11 protein-coding genes are annotated in these 14848 nt (G+C 65.0%); 10 read left to right on the forward strand and 1 reads right to left on the reverse strand.

Features of this window, described 5'->3' with window-relative positions:
* Window positions 1-4: 4 nt before the first annotated feature.
* The 7 genes from F4Y38_13090 to trxB all read left to right on the forward strand — a co-directional run bounded on the left by F4Y38_13090 (window position 5) and on the right by trxB (window position 8409).
* Window positions 5-985 carry an ABC transporter ATP-binding protein gene (locus tag F4Y38_13090; GenBank protein ID MXY50216.1) on the forward strand — a complete coding sequence of 327 codons (981 nt, stop codon included), beginning with the start codon at window positions 5-7 and terminating at the stop codon, window positions 983-985.
* An 87-nt stretch (window positions 986-1072) separates the two neighbouring features.
* Window positions 1073-2041, forward strand: coding sequence for a dipeptide ABC transporter ATP-binding protein (locus tag F4Y38_13095; protein ID MXY50217.1), 969 nt, complete (start codon window positions 1073-1075; stop codon window positions 2039-2041).
* A 171-nt stretch (window positions 2042-2212) separates the two neighbouring features.
* Window positions 2213-3388 (forward strand): sugar kinase, encoded by a 1176-nt coding sequence (locus tag F4Y38_13100; protein ID MXY50218.1) that lies wholly within the window; start codon window positions 2213-2215, stop codon window positions 3386-3388.
* Window positions 3385-4551: a YheC/YheD family protein gene (locus F4Y38_13105; GenBank protein MXY50219.1), complete on the forward strand. Its 1167-nt coding sequence runs from the start codon at window positions 3385-3387 to the stop codon at window positions 4549-4551. Before F4Y38_13100 ends, F4Y38_13105 begins: the two co-directional genes overlap by 4 nt.
* Complete coding sequence (locus tag F4Y38_13110; GenBank protein ID MXY50220.1) at window positions 4548-5891, forward strand: bifunctional folylpolyglutamate synthase/dihydrofolate synthase; 1344 nt, start codon at window positions 4548-4550, stop codon at window positions 5889-5891. Before F4Y38_13105 ends, F4Y38_13110 begins: the two co-directional genes overlap by 4 nt.
* 70 nt (window positions 5892-5961) lie before the next feature.
* Complete coding sequence (locus F4Y38_13115; protein ID MXY50221.1) at window positions 5962-7485, forward strand: tetratricopeptide repeat protein; 1524 nt, start codon at window positions 5962-5964, stop codon at window positions 7483-7485.
* Window positions 7486-8409, forward strand: a complete 924-nt coding sequence (gene trxB, locus F4Y38_13120; protein ID MXY50222.1) for a thioredoxin-disulfide reductase — start codon at window positions 7486-7488, stop codon at window positions 8407-8409.
* Between the two features lie 66 nt (window positions 8410-8475).
* On the opposite strand, the gene F4Y38_13125 is transcribed toward trxB, so the two are convergent.
* Complete coding sequence (locus F4Y38_13125) at window positions 8476-9396, reverse strand: serine acetyltransferase (GenBank protein MXY50223.1); 921 nt, start codon at window positions 9394-9396, stop codon at window positions 8476-8478.
* Window positions 9397-9714: 318 nt separating this feature from the next.
* On the opposite strand from F4Y38_13125, the gene F4Y38_13130 reads away from it, so the two are divergent.
* Genes F4Y38_13130 through F4Y38_13140 form a run of 3 tightly spaced genes read left to right on the forward strand, consistent with a single transcriptional unit; the run spans window position 9715 to window position 14842 of the window.
* Entirely contained in the window at window positions 9715-11778 is a 2064-nt protein-coding gene (locus F4Y38_13130) for a hypothetical protein (GenBank protein ID MXY50224.1), read from the forward strand.
* 9 nt (window positions 11779-11787) lie between these two features.
* Window positions 11788-14082: a hypothetical protein gene (locus F4Y38_13135; protein ID MXY50225.1), complete on the forward strand. Its 2295-nt coding sequence runs from the start codon at window positions 11788-11790 to the stop codon at window positions 14080-14082.
* Between the two features lie 10 nt (window positions 14083-14092).
* Window positions 14093-14842, forward strand: coding sequence for a YebC/PmpR family DNA-binding transcriptional regulator (locus tag F4Y38_13140; GenBank protein ID MXY50226.1), 750 nt, complete (start codon window positions 14093-14095; stop codon window positions 14840-14842).
* The last annotated feature ends 6 nt before the right edge of the window (window positions 14843-14848 follow it).

Genomic DNA, 14848 nt, shown 5'->3' on the forward strand with positions numbered 1-14848 from the left:
AATTATGGATCCTTTACTTAAGGTCGACAACCTTTCGACTCACTTCCTCACCCGCGGCGGGGCGGTGCGGGCCGTGGACGACGTCAGTTTCGAAGTGGCCGAAGGGGAAACGGTGGGTATCGTTGGCGAAAGCGGGTGCGGCAAGAGCGCCACGGTGCTTTCCATCATGCGGCTCATTCCGAGCCCTCCGGGCCGCATCGTCAGCGGCAACATCCTGTTCCGTCCCGGCGCCGACGAACCGGCGGTGGACCTGCGCACCATTTCCGAACGCGAAATGCAGGAGATCCGGGGCAATATCGTCTCCATGGTGTTCCAGGACCCCATGACGTCGCTCAACCCGGTGCTGACCATCGGGTGGCAGCTTCGGGAACCCCTCCAGCTCCATCTCGGCCTCGACAAGAAGCAGGCCACCGACCGCAGCATCGAACTGCTGCAGATGGTCAACATCCCGAGTCCGGAGCAGCGCCTGAACGACTACCCCCACCAGTTCAGCGGGGGGATGCGGCAGCGCGTCATGATCGCCATGGCCATCGCGTGTAACCCGAAACTGCTCATCGCCGACGAGCCGACCACGGCGCTGGACGTCACGATACAGGCCCAGATCCTGGAACTGATGATGAAGCTCCAGGAAGAACTGAACATGTCCGTCGTCATCATCACCCACGACCTCGGCGTCGTGGGCGAGGTGTGCGACCGGGTGATCGTCATGTACGCCGGCCGGATCATCGAATCGGGTCCGGTGGACACGCTGCTCGACGATCCGAAGCACCCCTATACCCACGGCCTGCTGCAGTCCGTGCCCAAGCTGGGTCCCACGGTGAAGGAACGCATGGAACCCATCGACGGGGTGCCGCCGAACCTGATCCAGCTGCCACCTGGCTGCCGCTTCGCGCCCCGGTGTCCGAGCCGTTTCGACCGGTGCGAGGAAGATCCGGCGCTGAAGGACGTGGCCTCGGAGCACGACTGCGCCTGCTGGCTGTATTGAGTTGGACCGCTGACACCGTTGCTGGCCGCTGACATGGACCGCTGACATGGACCGCCATGACGGGCGGCCGACATCCTGGAGGATGCGTTGAACGAGCCTTTGCTGCAACTGGACAACGTAGTCAAGCACTTCGAACTGGAAGAAGGGCTGGGCCGCAAGGAGGAAGGCGGCACCGTCCGGGCCCTGGACGGCGTTTCCTTTTCCATCAACCGGGGCGAGACCTTCGGACTGGTGGGGGAAAGCGGCTGTGGCAAGTCCACACTGGGACTAACCGTGCTGCAGCTGTACCGCCCCACGGCTGGGAAGGTCTTCTTTGAAGGCAACGACCTGGCGGACATGTCGGAGAATGACCTGAAACCCGTCCGCAGGCAGCTCCAGATGATCTTCCAGGACCCCTACGCCTCGCTGGACCCGCGCATGACGGTGGGGAACATCGTCCAGGAACCCCTCGACATCCATCGCGTGGGCAACCGGCAGGAACGCAGGACGAGGCTGGTCAGTCTCCTCGAGATGGTGGGACTGGGCGAGGCTTACGTGGACCGCTATCCCCACGAGTTCAGCGGCGGCCAGCGGCAGCGGATCGGCATCGCCCGGGCCATCGCGCTGAACCCGAGCCTGATCATCTGCGACGAGCCGGTTTCCGCCCTGGACGTGTCCATCCAGGTCCAGATCCTGAACCTGCTCCAGGACCTGCAGAGCGAGCTGAACCTGACCTACCTGTTCATCGCCCACAACCTGGCCGTCGTCGCCCACATCAGCGACCGCATCGGGGTCATGTACCTCGGCAAGCTCATCGAGGCCGGGCGGACTGACGAGGTGACGGACAACCCCCAGCACCCCTACACGCAGAGCCTGCTTTCCGCCGTTCCGGAGATCAGCAAACGGCGCCAGAAGCAGCGCATTCAGCTCACGGGCGACGTCCCCAGTCCGGTCAACCCGCCCTCCGGCTGTCGTTTTCATCCCCGCTGCCCTATCGCCAAGGCCGACTGCGCCGAGCACGAACCGGAATTCAAACAGAACGACAGCGGCCACTGGGTGGCCTGTCATTACGCCTGAGGCGCCGCCTGCCTAAGGCGCTTGGTCCGAACTTCTGAGGCGCCTGGTGACTGAAGCGCCCGGCCGGAACTTCTGAGGCGCCTGGTGCGCTATACCTGAGGCGCCGCCGCCAGCCTGAGGCGTCGCGCCCTCGCAGACCTGAGGCGTCGCGCCCGCATAACTAATCCGAACATGTCCTCTTCCTCTCCTTTCGGCGAGCCTTCCCGACCGCGGTACGACGTCATCACATTCGGCGAAACGATGATCCGGTTCTCGCCCGTGGACGGCGAGATGCTGGAACAGGCCGATTACCTGCGGGCCGACGCGGCAGGCACCGAATCCAACATGGCGGCGGCTCTGGCCAGGATGGGCGCCAACGTGGCCTGGGTTTCCGTCCTCCCCGACCATCCAGCCGGACGGTGGATCGCCTCCAGGCTGGCGCTGCACGGGGTGGACACCTCCCACGTGGCGTGGCAAGGCGACCCCGACGAGCCGTCGGATGGGCGTCCCAAGCGGGACGACCGGACCGGGCAAGCCGAACAGACGGACGACCGGGGCGGTTCGGTCAGGCAGCTCGTTCGGCCCGGCACGGTCAGGCAGCCCGTTCGGCCCGGCGTATTCTTTCTCGAGCCTGGATCGCCGCCAAGAGGCAGCCGGGTCGTCTACGACCGCGCCGGGTCCGCGGCAACCGGCATGACGCCCGAGGTGGTGGAACAGGCGCTCCGTTCCGGCGCCCGGATCGTGCATACGTCCGGCATCACGGCTTCCCTGAGTACCGAGTGCCGTGATACGGTCGCCCGGGTCCTGGGCAACCGGGCGGAGGGCGGATACCGGACCTCATTCGACGTCAACTACCGGGCCAAGTTGTGGTCGCCCGAGGAGGCCCGCGCCGCCCTGGAATCACTGCTGGTCCAGGTCGACATCCTCGTATCGACGTCCGACGACGCGGCACTGATCTTCGGCTTGGACGGGATGCCGGAGGAAACCGTCGAAGCACTCCACGGGCGGTTCGGGAACGAGATCGTGGTGCTGACGCTGGCCGAGGGCGGGGCCGTGGGCTGGTCCGCGGAGACAGGTTTTCTCTACACGAAGCCCTACGTGGTGGAACCGGTCGACCGGCTCGGTGCCGGCGACGCCTTCGATGCCGGCCTGCTGTACGGCCTGCTGCGCGAAGATCTCCCAGCCGGACTGTCTTACGGTACCGCGCTGTCCGCACTGTGCCTGTCGGAACGGGGGGACATGACATGGTCCACGCTGGAGGAAGTGAAACGGATGGCCCGGCCGGTCCATGTCAGCCGATCCGCAACGTCCGCCCGGTCTGAGCCGTCCACCCCATCCGCACCGTCCAACCGGTCCACAGAATCATGAAGACGAAGGCCATGGTCACCGTCGGAATACTGACATGTCGGGCACCCGACGAGCAGGGCCGGCCCTTCGGTCCTCCCACGGGGTTTTTCGAGGAGTGCTGCGAGGCGGCGGCGGCGCTGGATATGCGCGCGGTCGTGTTCGACGCGACCGACGTGGATGCCGCGCAAGGAACGGTGTCTCCGGCCACGGTCGTGGACGGCCGGTGGGTCGAATGCGGCCCCGAACCCTGGCCGGCGGTCATCTACGACCGGGCGCCCGTGATCGATCCCGCCGGTGCTCGAGCAGCGGATCGCACGCGGAACCTGTTCGACAGGTCGGGCATACCCTTCGTGAATCCGGGATCCTTCGTCGGGTTGGCGGTGGACAAACTGGAGATGCACCGACGCCTGGCGGATGCCGGCCTCGCATTACCCCATACAGGGATCCTCGATGCGTACGCGCTGCGGGCGTTCCTGGCGCGGTACAATCACGTATACGTCAAGCCCAGGGTCGGGTCCCTGGGAACGGGCGTCATGGAAATCGTCCGGGCCGCGGGGGGACGCCAGGTCATCAGGACGCTGGACGCAACCTATGAGACGCGAGGCGCCGGACCGGCCATGGACCGGATCATGGCGCTGACCGCCGGAGCACGCGCGGAACACATGGGCTGCCTGGTACAACAGGGGATATCGGCCGAGCCCGCGGGCAAAAGGCGTTTTCCGAGGTTCGACCTGCGGCTGCTCATGCAGAAGAACGGGCAGGCCCGGTGGAAACTGACCGGCCTGGCAGCCCGCGTCGGCCAGACCAGCGGCCCCACGACCAACCTGAGTAATGGCGCCCGCTCGGAGGAGGCCGAGCCCGTCCTCGACGCGCTGTACGGACGGCCGCGCAGGAAGGAGATCCTGCGCCGTGCCGAGCAGGCGTCATTCGCGGCCTGCCGCCTGCTGGACGCGGAACTCGGACCCATCGGAGAGGTGGGCCTCGACATCGTGCCGGACGTGGCCGGCCTGCCGTGGATCATCGAGATCAACGCCCGCCCCGGCCGGAACGTGTTCAGGCGCATCGCCCGCAGCGCGGACGTCCCCGCCCCGTCCCGCCAACGGTACGGCGCGATACGCCGCAGGTCGGTGGCCCGTCCCTTCGAGTACGCGAAGGCTTTGGCTGAAATCGGGATATCCGCATGAACTATAAAGAGGCGCTGGACTATCTGTACGGATTCGTGGACTTCGAACAGCGGCCGGGCGCCGCCCCGGTCCGCATGGACCTGTCGGGCATAAGCGCCCTGACGGAAGCCCTGGGTCATCCCGAACGGCAGTGGAAATCCGTGCACGTGGCCGGGACCAAGGGGAAGGGATCAACCGCCGCCATGATCGCGGCCATCGTCCGCGAATGCGGTTACCGCGTGGGCCTGTACACCTCGCCCCACCTCGTCTCCCTGCGCGAACGCATACAGGTCGACGGCGAGCCCATATCCGAACCGGAATTCGCCGAACTCACGGAACGCGCCCGGCCCGCCATCGAAGGAAACGGCCCGCGGTGGAAAGACATGGGGTCCTTTTTTGATGTACTCACCGCCCTGGCCTTTGTGTATTTTAGGGAACGCCGGGTGGACCTGGCCGTGGTCGAATGCGGACTGGGCGGACGGCTGGATTCGACCAACGTAATCCGGCCCCGGGTCTGCGCGATTACGCCCATCGGCCTGGACCATACGGACCGGCTCGGCGGGACGATCGCGGAAATAGCCCGCGAGAAAGCCGGGATCGTGAAAGAGGGCGTCTGCACCGTTTCGGCCGCCCAGCTTCCAGAAGCGTCCGAAGCGATCCGGGAAGCCTGCGAGCGCCATGGGAGTGCCTTGGTGCAGGTGGGCGACGACGTGCGTTACGCGCTCAAGGAAGCGGCGATCGGCCGGCAGGTGATCGACATTGAGGCCGTGGACCGGACGTACGAAGACCTCATACTGCCGCTTTCCGGGACGTACCAGGCCGCCAACGCGGCCATAGCGGTGGGGGTGGCGCAGGCCCTGTCCGAGCGGGGCATGAAGATCACGGACCGAGGTGTGCGCCGCGGCCTGGCCTCGGTGCGGCTGCCCGGACGCATGCAGGTCCTGCAGGACAGGCCCTGGGTGGTGCTGGACGGCGCCCACAACGTGCTGGCGGCCGAAAGCCTGACGGACAGCCTGCGCGGCCTGTTTCCAGTCCGTCGGACCATCGTCGTGCTTTCCGCGCACCGGGACAAGAACGTAGGTGACCTGTGCGCGGTCATCGCGCGGTACGCCGACGAGATTATCGTTCCCGAGCGGCGCGTGCTGCGGAAAAGGCAGGCGAATCCCGGGGACGTGGCGGAAGCCTGCAGGCGTGCCGGAACGCCGGCGCGAACGACGCCGTCGGTGGCGGCGGCCCTCTCCGAATCGATGGACAGGGCGGGACCGGACGACCTGGTCCTGGTGACGGGATGCTTCGCGCTGGTGGGAGAAGCACTGGAAGTACTGAACGAACTGGAACCTGAAGAAACGGCAAGTCGTTGAAAAACAAACGCGGAACCGTTGAAGAGATACGAGAAGCAATTTAAGCGGAAAATACTGGAGGACGGAAGGAATGAGCAAGTTCATTCAGACAAGGGAAACCGCATGGGTCCGGCCGGGAACATGGCTGGCGTCTTGCATCCTCTGTCTTTCATTTATCGGGACAGGGCCGGCCGTTGCGCAGACGACCACCGATCCGCCGGCCGGGACGGAAGCAACGGGCGCTGACGCAGATCCGGGAGCGACAGCGGCCCCGCCCACCCCGCAGGACGCGCAGCCGGACACTACGCTGACGCTTGAGCAACGCCAGCAGGCCGCGCTGCAGCAGTTTCTGACCACCGTCGCCATCACGAAGAATAACCTCGGCGCGGTGTACTTCGAGCAGGGACAGTACGACAGCGCCCAGGTGCATCTCGAACACGCCCTGGAGATTGCGCCGGGTTTCGCCGCCGCCTACCTCACGATGGGGCTGGTACACCACGCCAGGGGGGATACGGCCGCGGCGCTGGATGCGTTCATGAATACCGTCGAGGGCGATACGCTCAGTGTCGCGCGCATGACCACCGTTCCGCCCGATACCGTCTATGCCTGGGCCCGAAGCCAGTACGACCGGATGATGGTGGGGATACCGAACCTGGCCGCGGCCCATACCGACATGGCGATCGCGTACAACCAGGGCGGGTACCTCAACGAAGCGGTCCACCACTACCGGCAGGCCATTGAAAACGATTCCTCCTACGTTGACGCCTATACGAATCTCGGCAAGGTCTATTCAGACACCGAGGAATACGAACAGTCGGCCGAGGCCTACGAGAAAGTGCTCTCCCTGTCTCCCCCGGAGGACCAGCTGCCCAGGATCCATCTCAATCTCGGTGTCGCCTACATGGGGCTGGAGCGCATCGACGACGCGATAACGGAATGGAAGCAGGCCGCCGCGCTCGCACCGGATTACATGGACGCCTACATGAACCTCGGGACCGCCTACCAGAACAAGGACATGCCGGACAGCACGCGGGCCGTCTGGGAAAGAGCCCTGGAGGTCGGAGGACAGTCGGTCGTGCCCCGCGTGGCGCTTGCCCGCCTGTCCTTTGCGGAAGGCCGTCTTGACGACGCCCTGCGTTACTACGGGGAGATTCTTGATCTGGGCGCGGAAGATCCGCGCATTTCCGCGGAAATCGCCCTGGTACACGAGCGGAGGGAAGACTTCGACCAGGCGATCACAAACTATGAACAGGCCCTCGAGCTCGTGCCTGAAAACGCGCAACTGAAAGCCGCATTGAACCGGGTCAGGCGGATCGTGGAGGAGCGGGAGAAGGCCATCGAATCCAACAAGATCCGCGTCCGCCAGATCGTCGTCGCCACGCGGGAGGCCGCGGACGCCGTGATGGTACGGTTGACGGCCGGCGCCGATTTTGCCGAACTGGCGCGGGAGACCTCCATCGATTCGAGCCGGGACAGCGGGGGCGACCTCGGGTTCTTCGGTCCGGGCGAAATGATCCCGGAATTCGAGCAGGCCTCGATGGGCCTGGAGGTCGGCGAGCTCAGCGGGGTCGTTCAGACGCCCATGGGCTTTCACATCATCAAGCGGATCGAGTAAATGGAGCAGGTCGTCATCATCGGCGGGGGACCGGCGGGTTATACGGCGGCCCTTTACGCGGCCCGGGCGAACCTTTCCCCCGTCGTGTTGACGGGCAGCACGGTCGGCGGGCAGCTGTCGCTCACCAGCGAGATCGAGAACTTCCCGGGATTCCCCGAGAGCCTGGGCGGCATGGACCTCATGGACCGCATGAGGCAGCAGGCCGAACGTTTCGGCGCCGAGATGAAGTACGAGGAAGTCACCTCCGTGGCGTTCGAACCGGGAGCGCACCGGATCACGACGGACCGCAGCGAGTACACGGCGAAGGCCGTAGTAATCAGTACCGGTTCCTCGCCACGCCTGCTCGGTGTGCCGGGCGAGGAAAGGTTCTTCGGGAGGGGCGTCTCCACCTGCGCGACCTGCGACGGCGCCTTCTACCGGGACCGGAAAGTCGCCGTGGTGGGCGGCGGCGACAGCGCCATGGAGGAAGGGCTCTTCCTGACGCGGTTCGCGAGCCACGTCCGGATCATACACCGCCGCCACGAACTGAGGGCGAGCAGGATCATGCAGGAACGGGCCCTGAAACATCCGAAGATCGCGTTCCAGTGGGGGTCCGTGGTCGACGAGGTGCTGGGTGACGAGACCACCGGCGTGACCGGTGTGCGCGTGCGGGAACTGGAATCGGACCAGGTCCGTGAACTGGACGCCGAGGGCCTCTTCATCGCCATCGGGCACACGCCCAATACCGGTCTCTTCAGGGACAAGCTCGAAGTGGACGAGCAGGGCTACATCCTGACGGACCGGCGGCAGCACACCAGCGTGCCCGGCGTGTTCGCGGGCGGGGACGTGCAGGACCACGTATACCGCCAGGCGGTCACCGCGGCGGGCACGGGATGCGCCGCCGCCATGGAAGCCGAGAAATACATCGCTGAAAACGCGGGCTAGGCCGGTTGGTCAGGGCAGGCAGCCGTTCAGGTCAGGACGGCCAGGTTAATCAGGACAGGCGGCCAGTCAGGCCGTTCGGACGTCGTGCTTCACCACGTCCAGGTTCGGGTCGCCGATGGTAACCTTGGAATGGGGCGGCACCGGTTCCGTCAGCCAGACGTTCGCCCCGATGACGGAATCGTGGCCGATGGTCGTTCCGCCGCCCAGGATCGTCGCCCCGGAGTAGATGACCACGTCGTCCTCGATGGTGGGGTGGCGCTTGCCGCCCTTGATGAGACGTCCGCCCTCATCCTTCCTGAAACTCAGCGCGCCGAGCGTCACACCCTGGTAGAGTTTCACATTGTTGCCGATCAGCGCCGTTTCCCCGATGACGACGCCCGTTCCGTGGTCGATGAAGAAACGGGTGCCGATGGTCGCGCCGGGATGAATATCGATGCCCGTGCGGCTGTGGGCGTGCTCGGACATGATCCGCGGGATGAGCGGCGTATTCCTCAGGTACAGTTCATGGGCGATCCGGTAGGTGGAGATGGCTTCCACGCACGGGTAGCTGAGGATGATCTCGTCATGGCTCTTCGCCGCGGGATCACCGTCGTAGGCGGCTTCCACGTCGCTCATGAGCAGCTTCCGGATTCCGGGAACGGCCTCCAGCAGTTCGAGCGCGATCCGGTCGGCGATCTCCTCGCAGGCCACGGGATCCTTTCCCTTGCACTGCGCGTCGTGCATGAGGCTCCGGGTCACTTCCTCCCGCAGGCGGATGTAGATGGTGTCCACCAGTCCGTCCACGTAGAAAGCCACGTTCTTCGTCACGAGAGGCTCGGCGCCGAAGTAGCCGGGAAAGCAGAGCGCCAGCAGGTCCTTCAGGATGCCGTAGACCCGTTCCCTGGAAGGCAGGTTCTTGCCGTCGATACGGTTCAGGCCGCCGATTGTGTCGTAGGATTGTACGATCCGGGAGGAAAGGGCGCCGATCTGGTCGCGTGTTTCGGACATGGTCATGTTGAAGTTCGGTACCAGCTTCTCGTCCGTGGTCTTATTGCGCCGTGATTGTTCCATGGTGCTCCATACGGGGTTTCGCCTGCCGTTTTCCGATGGTGTCGAGGTATGCGCGGGGCCTGCTCTCCGTACCCTTGCGCGGCTGTCTGAATCTCGCAGATCCATCGCGGTAAGTCAAGCGGTTTCTGTCATTAACGGCTGCGCCGCGATCGTCCAGAAACCGCTACAAACCAGTTGCCAGGGGAAGCGGTGCGACCTTATATTGCAGTAGTCTGGCGTCATATTCCGATCCCCTGCTCACCGCGCAGCGGCCCTATGTATATCATTCAATCGATGGTCGTGCTTTTATACTTCGCAGGCCTGCTTTCACCCGCCTTGCGGGCCGGGGCCCAGTCCGCCTCGCCTGCCATTGACCGGTCCGCCACGCTGGCCATGGCTCAGTCCGCCTCGCCGGCCGAAGCCCGGCCCGCAGGTCAGCATATCGGGATCATGGATATCGACGACGTGCAACCGGGCATGCGGGGATACGGCCTCACGGTCTTTCAGGATGCCCGGATCGATACCTTCGACGTCGAAGTGATCGGCGTCATCAAGAACCAGTTCTACACGGATCACGACATCATCATGGTGGGGGTCTCGGGGCCCTATGTCGACGAAGCGGGCGTCATCGCGGGGATGAGCGGCAGCCCCGTGTACATCGATGGTAAACTCGTCGGCGCGCTGGCGTACCGTTTCGGAGCGTTTCCGATGAAGCCCATCGGCGGCGTCACGCCGATAGGCCATATGCTGGACATTCGCGAGGCCGTGGAAACGGAAACGAAGCCGGGAAGTAACGCACCGGGTGGGACACCGGGCGGAATGGGCGGTGGCCGGCACGATCTCGGTCCATTCGGTCTTGATCCTTCAGGTCTCGATTCGTCCGATTTCGGTCCGTCCAATACCGGCCCGTCCGGTCTCAGCCCGTCCGAACTCGGTCCGTCCGGTCTCAAGCCCATTGCCGTGCCCATGGTGTTTTCGGGATTCCACCCGAGCACCGTGTCCCTTTTTGAAAACGATCTGCGCAGTCGTGGACTCGTTCCGGTGGCGGGCGGCAGTGTGGCCGGAAGGGTGACTGGCGGCAGTGTGGCCGGCGCTTCCGGCAGCGGAGAAACCGATAGTCTGGCCGGCGCTTCCAGTGAGATACCGGACAACGTAGCCAGCAATGACGCGGACCCGGAACAGGAAGGCCCGGCATCGACCGGCGGAAAGTCCCCCCTGGAACCCGGTTCCGCCGTGAGCGCGCAGCTCATCCGGGGCGATTACAATATGGCGGGCACGGGTACGGTCACCTGGCGCGAGGAAGACGCCATATTGGCCTTCGGGCATCCCTTCCTGTGGACGGGCGCCCTGAATGTCCCGATGAACCGGGCGGAGATCATCACGGTTATCCCGGACCAGACCGGTTCCACCAAGATCAGCAGCGTGGCGGACGAAGTCGGTTCGGTCCTGTGGGACCATACGAACGGGATATACGGCCAACTCGGCGATACGGCGCGCATGATCCCGGTAGAACTCTCCTATGACGATGCCATTCGCGCGCCCCGGACCTACCGTTTCGACGTGATGATGGCGAACGGCTGGACTCCGCTGCTGGTGAACATGGCCGTGTCGAATACGATCCTCGCGAACGGCCGCATGGCCGGTGAGCGAACGATTACGATCGGCGGCCGGATTGTATTGCGAGGCCATCCTGACATCGTCTTCGACGACCAGTTTTCCGGCCAGGCGTCCATTTCGGCGCTGGCCAGGGATGTGAACGGCGTGCTAAATTTCGTCCTCGACAACCGGTTCATCACGCCGATGATCGAGTCCCTCAGGATCGATATCCATTCGTCGGACAAACGCAGTACGGCCGTCATCGAAGACGTGTGGTTCGGTTCGGAAACCGTCGAGCCGGGCGACACGCTCGAGGTCAGGGTATACCTCCGGCCCTACCGGGGCGACCGCCAGGTCAGGCGAATGGACGTGACGATCCCCAAGACCATATCGGCCGGACCGGTACAGGTACTGGTCGGTTCCGCCCGGGCCGTCACCCGCCACGATCTGAACGCCGTTCCCCAGCGATACAGGCCCACGGACGGCCCCCGGCTGATCGAACTGCTCAACAACCGCCGGACCGGAAACCGGGTATACCTGAAGATGTTCCAGGGCGGCGCGGGCGGCATGGTGAAGGGAAGGGAAATGCCCGGCCTGCCCCCGTCGGTCCTCGCCGTCATGGATTCGGAGCGTACCAAAGGCAGTTTCGTACCGATCCGCGAGAAGGTGGTGGCCGAAGAAACGATCCGCACGGACTACGTCGTCGCCGGGCAGAACTGGAGCCGGCTGACCGTTAAGCGATAGGAGCGATCCTTGAGAAAGATACCGGGGTGGCGAGTGCTGTGCATGGCCGTGGTGTTTCTGCCGGCGGCATTCGGCGTCCACGCGTCGACGCCGGTCATCTGGAAACAGGCCGGCCACGGGGATTTTATAAGAGGTGAAACCCGGGGCGTTTCCATTACAGGCAAGGGCCGCCTGACCCTGTCACCGGTGCTGGATCTCGTTTTCGAGAGCGACGAGCCGCTGATCTGGAGTCTCGCGGCCGATTCCAGGGGAAACCTGTACGCGGGTACGGGAAACGACGGCAAGCTGTACCGGATCGAACCTTCGGGCCGGTCCGAGGTGTTTTTCGATGCGGACGAGCTGGAGAACCGCAGCGTCGTGATCGATCGGAATGACCGGGTCTACGCCGCCACTTTTCCCGATGGCCGTATCCACCGGATCGACCCGGACGGGACGCACGCGGTGTTTTTCGATCCCGCGCAGGATGGCGGCATGAATGGCCCGGACGGCGACACGGGCGGCGGCAATGGAGATGGCCCGAGCGGCGGCACGAACTACATCTGGTCGCTGGCGCTGGACGCCGGGGGCAGGCTTTACGCGGGAACCGGTGAGCAGGGAAGGGTGTATCGAATCGACGACGACGGCGGAGTACACCTGCTGGCCGAGCTGGAGGAGGCCCATGTGATGGCCCTGGCCGTGGATGGATCGGGCCGGCTCATTGCCGGGACCGAGCCGGGTGGAAGAGTCTACCGGATTTCGTCCGACGGCGCCATCTCGGTCCTTCATGATTCTCCCTACGGTGAAGTGAATACCCTTCTGGTGGGCGAAGAAGGCGCGATTTTCGCCAGCGCGCTGAGCGGGCCGCGTCGCGGTGCACGCGGCGGCCGGGCCGGATCGGCGGGCGCTTCGATGCCTCCGCCTTCCACTGGCGCGCCCGATGATCCGGGCGGAGGTCCGATGCTCAACGCGGTTCAAGTGACCGCCGCGGCGGAGACCGCCGATCGCCCGTCCGTCGGTAATTTCGCCACGGGAGGCAGCGTCGTCTTCAGGATCGATCCGGACGGCCGGGTGGAGGAGTGGTGGCGGTCCCAGACGGACGTAGGCCTGTCGCTGGCGATTCGCGGGGATAACGAACTGCTCATCGGTACCGGGTCGAGCGGCCGGCTATACAGTGTCCGGGAACGGGGCATCGGCACGCTGCTGAACGAACTGCAGGAGTCGCAGATCACGGCGCTGTCACCGGACGCTTCGGACGGCGTAGTCGTGGCGACGAGCAATCGCGGCAACCTGTACCGCCTGCGTTCCACGCCGATGCGGGAAGGCGAGTACGAGTCCGATGTCCGTGATACCCGGGGCATGGCGCGGTGGGGCCGTATCCGGTGGGAGAGCGAACAGCCCCCCGGAACTTCGGTCCGCTTGTTCGCGCGGTCCGGCAATACGGATTCGCCGGACCAGACCTGGAGCGAATGGACCGGACCCTATACCGATCCGGAAGGGGAAGCCCTGGCTTGCCCACCCGCTCGCTACCTGCAGTGGAAGGCGGTCCTGGGCACGCAGAACGACGAAACCCCCACCGTCTCGTCCGTTTCGGCCTCGTACCTGACGCGGAACAATCCGCCCAGGGTGCATGCGGTCACGGTGTATGAGCCGGGGGTCTACCTGCGGGACGCCGCGCCGGGTCAGGTCGGGCAGTCCGCACAAACCGATCTCCCCCCGGGCATCGCCGCGCAGGTCGGCGGCCGGGGCAACGGTCGCGGCCAGAGCGCATCGTCCGGGACGCCCGCCTACCGGAAGGGCATGCGGGCGGTCGCGGTCCGGGCCAGCGATCCCGACGGGGACGGGCTGTCTTACGAGATCTATTTCCGGGGCGTAGCGGAAGAAATGTGGAAACTCCTGGAGTCGGAGCGGCGCACTCCTTCCTTTTCGTGGGATTCCGAGACCTTTCCGGACGGCGAATACGTCCTTCGCGTCGTGGCCAGCGACGCCCCCTCGAATCCTCCGGACCAGGCCCTGGAAGCGGAATACTTGAGCGAACCCTTCCTGGTGGACAATACCGGCCCGCAGGTCACCCGGATCGACGTGTCGGGCGGCTTACTGTCCTTCATGGTCCGGGACGGCGCCAGTCCCCTGTACCGGGTCGAATACGCGATTGACGGAGGCGACTGGCGGGTGGTCCATCCCGAAGACGGCGTAACGGATTCGGAGACGGAGGCCTTCGAGATTACCCTGGACGGTCTTGAGTCTGGAGAACATACCCTCGCCATTCGCGCCAGGGACACGGCCAATAACACGGGAACGGGGAAACGGGTCGTTACCATTCCCTGAGGAGGCGAAGGTGTCGGGTCATTCCAAGTGGAGCACGATCAAGCGGAAGAAAGAGCAGAAAGACGCCGCCCGCGGGAAGATCTTCACCCGGGTCATCAAGGAGATCACCATTGCCGCGCGGCAGGGCGGCGGATCGGTCACAAGTAACCCGCGGCTCCGGACGGCCGTACTCGCCGCAAAGGCGGAAAACGTGCCCCAGGCCAACATCGACCGGGCCATCGCGCGCGGCACGGGCGAGCTGGACGGCGTGCATTACGAGGAACTGGTCTACGAGGGCTACGGGCCGGCGGGGGTGGCGTTGCTGGTGGAAGCGGTGACGGACAACAAGAACCGCACGACGTCCGAGATGCGCCATGCCTTCACCAAGAACGGCGGGAACATGGGTGAGGCGGGCTGCGTGGCCTGGATGTTCGACCAGAAGGGCACGATCGTGGTGGACAAGGACGGCGTCGACGAGGACGAGGTCATGATGGTCGCCCTCGACGCCGGCGCGGAAGACATCCAGGACGAGGGAGATACCCTGGACGTGCTGACGGCAGTTTCCGATTTCGAGGCGGTCCGGGTCCAGCTCGAGGAGAGCGGCTTCGCCCCCCTGCGGGCGGAAATCGGCCGCATCCCGCAGTCGACCGTGGCCGTCGCGGGTCAGGATGCGCAACAGCTTCTCCGGTTGATGGAGGTCCTCGAGGACCACGACGACGTCCAGCATGTATACGCCAATTTCGACGTGGACGACAAGGTGCTGGAGGAAATGAACGGGTAGCGGGTA

Source organism: Gemmatimonadota bacterium (genome assembly GCA_009838645.1).
Lineage (GTDB): Bacteria > JAAXHH01 > JAAXHH01 > JAAXHH01 > JAAXHH01 > JAAXHH01.